The sequence below is a fragment of the Vogesella sp. EB genome (assembly GCF_001037925.1).
GTDB lineage: Bacteria > Pseudomonadota > Gammaproteobacteria > Burkholderiales > Chromobacteriaceae > Vogesella > Vogesella indigofera.
On record NZ_LFDT01000035.1, the window covers coordinates 24,463 to 32,955 of the forward strand.

8 protein-coding genes and 1 tRNA gene are annotated in these 8,493 nt (G+C 64.1%); 4 read left to right on the forward strand and 5 right to left on the reverse strand.

Annotated elements, in window-relative coordinates:
• Positions 1-45: 45 nt before the first annotated feature.
• The 3 genes from ACG97_RS15110 to rsmI form a co-directional block, all read right to left on the reverse strand.
• Positions 46-816 carry a TatD family hydrolase gene (locus ACG97_RS15110; protein ID WP_047968205.1) on the reverse strand — a complete coding sequence of 257 codons (771 nt, stop codon included), beginning with the start codon at positions 814-816 and terminating at the stop codon, positions 46-48.
• A gap of 355 nt (positions 817-1,171) precedes the next feature.
• Positions 1,172-1,256: transfer RNA gene (locus tag ACG97_RS15115), tRNA-Leu, on the reverse strand.
• 50 nt (positions 1,257-1,306) lie between these two features.
• Entirely contained in the window at positions 1,307-2,179 is an 873-nt protein-coding gene (rsmI, locus tag ACG97_RS15120) for a 16S rRNA (cytidine(1402)-2'-O)-methyltransferase (RefSeq protein ID WP_238377363.1), read from the reverse strand.
• Positions 2,180-2,239: 60 nt separating this feature from the next.
• Between rsmI and ACG97_RS15125 the strand changes: the two genes are divergently transcribed.
• Genes ACG97_RS15125 through ACG97_RS15140 form a run of 4 tightly spaced genes read left to right on the forward strand, consistent with a single transcriptional unit; the run spans position 2,240 to position 4,864 of the window.
• Entirely contained in the window at positions 2,240-3,313 is a 1,074-nt protein-coding gene (locus tag ACG97_RS15125; protein ID WP_047968207.1) for a penicillin-binding protein activator, read from the forward strand.
• Positions 3,310-3,648, forward strand: coding sequence for a YraN family protein (locus ACG97_RS15130; RefSeq protein ID WP_047968208.1), 339 nt, complete (start codon positions 3,310-3,312; stop codon positions 3,646-3,648). The genes ACG97_RS15125 and ACG97_RS15130 overlap by 4 nt, the downstream gene beginning before the upstream one ends.
• A 23-nt stretch (positions 3,649-3,671) precedes the next feature.
• A complete protein-coding gene (locus ACG97_RS15135) occupies positions 3,672-4,262 on the forward strand; it encodes a phosphoheptose isomerase (RefSeq protein ID WP_047968209.1) in 591 nt (196 codons plus the stop codon).
• Positions 4,259-4,864: a BON domain-containing protein gene (locus tag ACG97_RS15140; RefSeq protein ID WP_238377364.1), complete on the forward strand. Its 606-nt coding sequence runs from the start codon at positions 4,259-4,261 to the stop codon at positions 4,862-4,864. The genes ACG97_RS15135 and ACG97_RS15140 overlap by 4 nt, the downstream gene beginning before the upstream one ends.
• A 63-nt stretch (positions 4,865-4,927) precedes the next feature.
• Here ACG97_RS15140 and ACG97_RS15145 read toward each other — a convergent pair whose 3' ends face one another.
• Positions 4,928-6,118 (reverse strand): EAL domain-containing protein, encoded by a 1,191-nt coding sequence (locus tag ACG97_RS15145; protein ID WP_047968211.1) that lies wholly within the window; start codon positions 6,116-6,118, stop codon positions 4,928-4,930.
• Positions 6,119-6,310: 192 nt separating this feature from the next.
• Positions 6,311-8,493, reverse strand: a 2,183-nt coding sequence (locus tag ACG97_RS15150) for a type I secretion C-terminal target domain-containing protein (RefSeq protein ID WP_047968212.1), incomplete at its 5' end; no start/stop codon positions are given.

Sequence of the window (8,493 nt, forward strand, 5' to 3'; positions counted from 1 at the left end):
CGGCCACTTTTTTTACGTCCGCCACGTGGGTAATCGATGCTGGCGTTACGGCACCCGCATGGCCGGAAACACCCGCGCCGCATTTGCTGCCGTCGCGGCGGCGATGTCGGCCAGCGACACACCGCGCAGCGCCGCCAGCACCGCGGCAATCCTGGGCAGGTTGTCCGGCGTATTCGGCACCGCCGGTGCCCATTCCGGTGGGATGTCCGGGCCGTCGGTCTCCAGCACGATCGCCGACAGCGGCAGCGTTGCGGCCAACCTGCGAATGCGTTGCGAACCCTGATAAGTCATCGCACCGCCAAAGCCGAGGCAAAAGCCCAGCTCGATAAAGGCATTCGCCTGCTGCAGACTACCGTTGAACGCGTGCACCACACCGCCGGGTACCTTGTGCTGGCGCAGGTATTTGAGGATGCGGTCATGCGAACGGCGCGCGTGCAGGATCACCGGTAGCTCAAAGCGGCGCGCCAGCTTCAGTTGCGCCTGCAGCCAGTATTCCTGCTGCTGCGCATCCAGCCCCGGCACAAAGAAATCCAGCCCGCACTCACCTACCGCGACCGGACGCTGCCGTTCCAGGTAGTCGGCCAGCAGCGCCAGGTGCTCGTCCCGATGCCGTTCCAGGTACAGCGGGTGCAGGCCGAAGGCGACATCGACGCCGAACTGCGCCCGCATCGCCAGCACCTCGTCAAAGGTATCCGCCATCACCGCCGGCACGATGGCATGGCTGACACCGCCAGCGCGCGCCTGTTGCCACAGCTGCTCACGGTTGGCCGCAAACTCCGCCGCATCCAGATGCAAGTGGGTATCGACAAGTGACATGGAGAATCCTGTTGCGGATGAATTAAGCAGGGTGCCGCCGATAACGTGTCCCGGCATGCCGCTCGGCCGTATCGGCACGGACCCGCTGACAGCGCAACGCGTGGCCACCCTGCGCTGTGTTATAGCCGAAGCGCGCCCAGCTGCCACGCTCCGTAACGCTGGAGCATCGAGATGGACTCGTCCCGTGGCATTCGCTGTTTCGTGCTGCCAGCATGTGAAGGAAAACGACGCCCGCTGCTGCGCGGTGGCGATCAAGCGCAAGCAGCCGGGAACCTCTGGCGGCGGAAAGCGGACAACAAAAAACCCGCAGAGCCTTGTGCTGTGCGGGTTTGATGCGATGCTGCAGATTTTTTCGTGGTGCCCGGGGCCGGACTCGAACCGGCACACCTTGCGGCGGGGGATTTTGAGTCCCCTGCGTCTACCAATTTCGCCACCCGGGCGAAAAAATCCAAGACGCGCATTATATAAGCGGCGTTACGCCTTGTAAAGCTCAGTCCGCCACTTTCAGCTGCAGCGCGCGCTCGTACAACTGCTTCTTGTTGAGGTCGTAATGCGTCGCCACAATCGCCGCCGCCTGCTTGGTCGGTAGCACCGCCGCCAGCTCGGCAAGCAGCGCCAGCGCCGGTGCAGGCAGGCTGTCCGCCGTCTGTGCCACCGGCGCGGCAGCGTCGATGATCAGCACGCACTCGCCGCGCTGCTGGTTGCTGTCGCTGCGGATGCGCTCGACCAGTTCGGCCGCCGGCAAGCGCAGGAAGGTCTCGAAGGTCTTGGTCAGCTCGCGCGCCAGGATCAGCGGCCGTTCCGCACCGAGGGTGGCGGCAACGTCTTCCACGCACTCCAGGATACGGTGCGGCGCCTCGTAGCAGACCACCGCGTAGTCGGCGTCCTGCCATTGCTGCAGCGTCTTGCAACGTTGGCCGCGCTTGGGCGGCAGGAAGCCGTGGAACAGGAAGCGCGCGGTATCCAGCCCGCTGGCGGACAAGGCGGCAATCACCGCCGAGGCGCCGGCCACCGGCACCACGCGCAGGCCGGCGGCCCACACCGCCTGCGCCAGACGGGCACCGGGGTCGGAAATGCCCGGCGTGCCGGCGTCCGATACCTGCACCACGATCTTGCCCTCCTGCAGCCAACGGATCACGCTGGCCGCCATTTCGCGCTCGTTGTGTTCGCGCAGGCTGACCAGTTTCTTGCTGATGCCGTAGGCGGCCAGCAGGCTGCCAGTGACGCGGGTATCTTCCGCCAAAACAATGTCCGCGGCGTGGAACCCGGCAATGGCGCGCAGTGTCACATCAGCCAGATTCCCAATCGGCGTGGCCAGCACATATAATGACCCGTTGACAAACGTTTCCTGGGCAGAATTCATCAAGTGATCAAGCATTGTCTGCACGTTTTGGCTCCCTGGTTATCCGGCACAGCCGTTTTAATGGCGGCAAGTGTAGCCGCTGCACAGTCGCCGGGCTATATCCTTCAGCAAAATCAGCAAACGCTCCGGAACATCGGCACCAGTGCTGCCTCCGCACCGCTGGCCAGCCCTGCCGTCGCGGCCCCTGCCACGCCTGCCGCCAAGCTCAGCGACAACAAGCCTCGCCTGCATCTGGGGCTGCTGCTGCCGGTGGAGGCACCGCAGCTGGGTGACGCCGCCCAGGTGGTGAAGGCCGGTTTCGACGCCGCCGCGCAGCAGGACAGCAACGTCCAGCTCAGCTTCGTTGCACTGGCCAGCGAGAACGACGCGGTGAAGGGCTACCAGCAGCTGCTGGCCGCCGGCGCCAACGTGATCGTCGGACCGCTGACCCGCGAGGGTGCGGCCAACGTGGCGGCACAGGCCAGCGTGCCGACGCTGGTACTGAATACGCTGAGCAAGGCGCCGGCAGGCGGCAAGGTGTGGAGCCTGTCGCTGGCGGTCGAGAGCGAAGCGCGCCAGATCGCGCGCATGATGCGCGACGACGGCCGCAAGGCGCCGCTGGTGCTGTTCAATAACGATGCGCTGTCGACGCGCCTGCGCGCCGCCTTCAGCGAGAGCTGGACGCAGCGCCACCCGAGCGCACCGCTGGAACTGAACATGACGCAGCCGGATGGCGCGCAGCTGAACACGCTGCTGGCCGGTGCCGACAGCGTGTTCCTGGCACTGGACGACAAGGAGGCCGAGGCCAGCCGCGCGCTGCTGCCGGCCGAGCTGGCCGCCTACGCCACCTCGCTGATCAATACCCGGCAAGCGGCCCCGGCACTGGACGGCGTGCGCTTCGTCGACATGCCGTGGTTCCTGATGCCCAATCACCCGGACGCCGCCGGCATCGCCCGGCCGGCCACGCCGCTGACCAAGGCCACCGAACGTCTGTACGCGCTGGGAGTGGATGCCTTCCGCCTCGGCAAGGCGCTGGGCCAGAGTCGCAATCCGGCCAGCATCCGCCTGCGCGGTGTTACCGGCGACCTGCAACTGGGTAAGGACTGGGTAATCCAGCGCGAGCTGCCGACCGCCATTCGCGGCGAGTCGCAATGAGCAAGGCCAGTGGCGACCACTACGAAACGCTGGCCTGCCGTTTCCTGCAGCAGCAGGGGCTGACGCTGGTGGAACGCAACTGGCACTGCCGGCAGGGCGAGCTGGATCTGGTGATGCGCGACGGTGCCTACTGGGTGTTCATCGAAGTACGCGCCCGGCAATCGGCCCACTTCGGCGGCGCCGCCGCCAGCATCGGCAGCGCCAAGCAGCACAAGCTGCACACTGCGGCCAACCTTTACCTCAGCAGCAAACGCATTGACGCCCCCTGCCGTTTCGACGCCGTGCTGTTCGATGGCGGCGAACAAGCGCAGTGGCTGAAGAACATTTTCGCTTAAGCGCCACCGACCAAAGGAATCACATGGATTTGATCGAACGTGTCAGCGGACACTTCCTTGAAAGCATCGCCATCAAGCAGCAGGTGATGGACGAGCTGTCGCCGGCCGTGGCGCTGGCCGCCGAGCGCATGGTCAGCAGCCTGATGAACGAGGGCAAGATCCTCGCCTGCGGCAACGGCGGTTCCGCCGCCGACGCGCAGCATTTTGCCGCGGAAATGATCGGCCGTTTCGAGAAGGAACGCCCGGGGCTGGCGGCGATGTCGCTGGCCACCGACAGTTCGATCCTCAGCGCCATCGGCAACGACTACGATTTTGACATGATCTTTTCCAAGCAGGTGCGGGCGCTGGGCCACCACAACGACCTGCTGCTGGCGATCTCCACCTCCGGCAACTCCGCCAACGTCATTGAGGCAATCTATGCCGCGCACGAACGCGGCATGGGCGTAATCGCGCTCACCGGCAAGGACGGCGGCCAGATCGCGGAAATCCTGTCACCGGAAGACATCCACCTGAATGTGCCTAGCCTGCGCACCGCGCGCATTCAGGAAGTCCATATTTTGTTGATCCATGCACTGTGCGATGCCATCGATTGCATGCTGCTGGGAGGAGAATGATGAAAAACCGTTTGCTCGCACTGCTGCTGGCCAGCAGCGCCGCCGCCAGTCTCAGTGCCTGCTTCCCGCTGGTTGCCGGCGGCGTGGCCGCCGGTGCGCTGGTGGCCACCGACCGCCGCACCAGCGGCGCCTATGTCGAGGACCAGGCCATCGAGCTGAAGTCGTTGCGCCAGAGCAGCGAACGCTTTGCCGGCGCCCGCATCAGCATCACCAGCTACAACCGTGCGGTGCTGATCAGCGGCGAGGCGCTGAGCGAGGCGCAACGCCAGGAAATCGAGATGATGGTGCGCGGCACGCCGAATGTGCAGCGCGTCTACAACCACCTGGTGGTGGCACCGGTGGCGACGCTGGCGCAGAAGAACAACGACCTGTGGATCACCACCAAGGTGCGCACTCGCCTGCTGGAAGGCAAGGGCTACCCGCCGCAGGCCATCAAGGTGGTGACTGATCGCGGCGTGGTCTACCTGCTCGGTCTGGTCACCGCCAGCGAAGGCGCCGCCGCCGCCGATGTCGCCAGCCGTACCAGCGGCGTGCAGCAGGTAGTCACGCTGTTCGAGACACTGGCCGAGACACCGGCAGCCAGCATCCAGCCCCGCAACTGAACAGCACCACGGCAATGAAAAAGGCGACTCGCGAGTCGCCTTTTTGCTGGGTACCGGCAACGGCTACAGGCTGCGCCCCACCCCCGGCATCAGCACGTCGCTGCACAACACGTGCTGCACCTCGTCGATCTCGATCGCCATCGACAGCGTGACGCAGATGCGGGTATCGGTCATCGACAGGTAGGGCTCGCTCATGTACAGCACGCCGGGCTGGTCGATGGCATGCTGGAAATAGGCGCGCCGCGACCACACCGCACCGGTGGTGTCCTCCAGCGGGGAAAAGCGCAGGCTGTCGCCGATGTTGTTGCGCCCGGAATTGAGGTTGCGCCCCTGCTGGCGACCCTCCTGATCCAGCAGGAAGCAGCGGATCACGTCCGGCAGCTGCAGCATCGGCATCGCCGCCACCTCGAACTCGCTGCCCTGCATCAGCGCGATCGCCGTCTGCACAAAAGCCTGCCGCGACAGTTCCATCTGGCGGCGATTGAGTTTGCGACGCAGCAGTTCGCGGTTCATCAGCTCATCCCACTTGGCGTCGAGCCGCGGCGTGATCAGCTGGTCGCTGTCCGGCACCGCCGCAGGGCGCGCCACGTAGTAGCCCTGCACCAGGTCGCAACCGGAATCCAGCGCCACCACCACGTCGGAGTCGCTTTCCACCCCTTCCACCACCACCAGCGCACCGATTTCGTGCATCAGCCGCACCAGACGCGACAACAGGGTGCGCGTGCGCTGCTGCGTTACCGCGCTGCGCAGCAGATGGCGGTCAAACTTGACGAAATCTGGCTCCAGGCTGCACACTCGGTCGATATTGGAATGGCCGACGCCGAAATCGTCGATCGCCAGCAGGCAACCCTGCTCCCGCAACAGCGCCACGCCCTCCAGCAGGCGCGCATCCAGCTCGATCGCCTGCTCCAGCACCTCCAGCACCACCGACTGCGGCGCGATGCCGGACTCGGCGATGATGATACCCAGTTGCATCGCATAGTCCGGATCGGACAGCGTCATGGCATCGACATTGAGGAACAGCCAGCGCTGGGCATGGCCGGCGGCGGCAAAACGCTGGCAGTGCGCGGCACACACCGCCAGATCCATCGCCACCCGCTCGTCGCGGCGGATATAACGCTGGTACACCTCCAGCGGCGACAGCGAGACCTCGTTCTCCGACGCCCGCAGCAGCGCCTCCATGCCGACCGTGCGCCGGTGCGCCAGGCTGTAGATGGGCTGAAAGTGGGAGTTCAGGACCAGGGAATCCCGCATCGGTATGTTATTCACAGCAACGCTCCGGCAAAAGTTGTACGCAGACTAGCAATTGCTGTTCCAGTTTAAGTGAGGTTGGCCGCAAGCCCAACCTCGATAACAAAAAAAGACCGGCAACGGCCTGATGGCAGCCAGTGAATGCTGACTGCTATCAAGCCATTGCCGGCCTTTTGTTCCCCTTTTCCCCTTGCCTCAATCCGTTTTCAGGTTGGAATTGTTTTTCAGCATGTCGATGATCTGCTGATCGGTCGCCCCTACCCCGGCCAGGGAATCCAGTGCCACGCCGGTCAGCACAATCTGCTGATCGGTGGCCGTGCCATAGTTGCTGCCGTCGAACTCCCCGCTGTAACTGATCTGGACCAGCGTGTTGCTGCCGTCTGCGCTGAAGTGCAGGTATTGCTGGAGATTGCTGCTGTTTTCTCCTTGCAGCAGGTCGCGCAGATCAAGGGAGTCGCCTTCACTGGTTTTAAAGTCGTTCACGCTGACGATATCGGTGGCCGCACCACCACCCAGCCCCTGATCGCCCAGGCTCCACTTGAAGGTGTCGCTGCCCGCACCGCCAATTAACGTGTCATTGCCAAAACCGCCATACAGCACATCGTTGCCATCACCGCCGTACAGGGTGTCATTGCCCAGCCCGCCCATCAGCACGTCGTTACCGGCACCGCCATACAGGGTATCGCTGCCGGCACGACCATCGATGAAATCGTCGCCGTCACCGCCAGTAAGGGTATCGTTACCGACCGTGCCGTAGATCATGTCGTTGCCACCCTGCGCATCCAGCGTCTGCCCGGTTACCGAGATCGGGCCGCTGACCGCAAACTCACCACCATCGGTGTCGCTGCTCAGCCAGTCACGGTCGGCACCATTGCCCGCCGTGGCGCTGTCAAAGTCGGTGGCATAGTCACCCTGATAGTTGTTATGCGGCCTCACGTACTCGTCCGAGTTGATGATGTGTACGTTGCTACTACTGGAGAGGTCATCACCAAGCAACTGGAGCTTGAACTGGTCATTCTGGTCCATCACCACATCGGTATCTCCGGCGGTCAGGTAGAAGCGGAACAGGGTGTCGCCATTGGCGGTGTACAACTTTTCCCAGTAGCCGGTGGTGCCGGTTGGCAAGGACAATGCCAGCAGGGTAAGCCCGACAGCACTGATATCGTCGACCCAGATGTCCCAGTGGATGGTGCGGCCGGCAAACAAGGTGATGTCACCGTCCTTGGCTTTAATATCGAACGACTGATGCTGGGAGCTGTAGTTCATTAGCCAGGCACCGTCATCACCGTAGAGCACCGGCGGCGGGTAGTCGTCATCCACGATGGTCGCGGTGGCACTGTCCTGATAAGTGCTGCCGTTGCTGCTCAGCGTGGCGCCGAGGGTGAAGGTTTCGTTCGCTTCGTCGCTGCTGTCATCCACCGTGGTGGTACGGATCAGCAGGTTGCTGTCGCCTGCGGCCAAGGTGATGGCGCCGCTGTAGGTCGTCCAGCTGCTGCCGCCGTCGCTGCTGTACTGGAAGTTGCCGGAAGCGTAGTCCGCCGGGCTCAGCGCGGTGCCGTTGGCCAGGGTCAGCTGCAGCGTGCTGCCGGCGGCGGCGCCGGTGATGTGCAGCTCGAAGGTGGCCAGCTGGCCTTCCGGCACGGTGATGTTGCCGCTTTCTGTCGCCGCCGCGCCGAAGAAGATGACGGGGATGTCGTCGTCGACGATGGTGGCGGTTGCACTGTCGCCGTAGCTACTGCCATTGCTGCTCAGCGTGGCGCCAAGGGTGAAGGTTTCATCGGCCTCGTCGACACTATCCTCCGCGGTGGTGGTACGGATCAGCAGATCGGTCTCACCGGCGGCCAAGGCGATGCTGCCGCTGTAGATCGTCCAGCTGACGCCATTGTTGGTGCTGTACTGGAAGTTGCCGGATGCGTAATCCGCCGGGCTCAGCGCCGTACCGTCGGCCATGGTCAGCACCAGCGTGCTGCCGGCGGCCGCGCCGGTGACGTGCAGTTCGAAGGTGGCCAGCTCGCCTTCCGGCACCAGGATGTTGCCGGTTGCCGTGTCGCTCGCGCCGAAGAAGATTTTCGGGATGTCGTCGTCGACGATGGTGGCGGTGGCGCTGTCGCCATAGCTGTTGCCACTGCTGTTCAGCGTGGCGCCGAGCGTGAAGATCTCGTTTGCCTCGTCGACACTATCCTCCACCGTGGTGGTGCGGATCAGCAGGTCGCTATCACCAGCAGCCAGGGCGATGGCGCCGCTATAGGTCGTCCAGCTAACGCCATTGTCGGTGCTGTACTGGAAGTTGCCGGATGCGTAGTCCGCCGGGCTCAGCGCGGTGCCGTCGGCCAGGGTCAGCACCAGCGTGCTGCCAGCGGCGGCGCTGGTGACGTGCA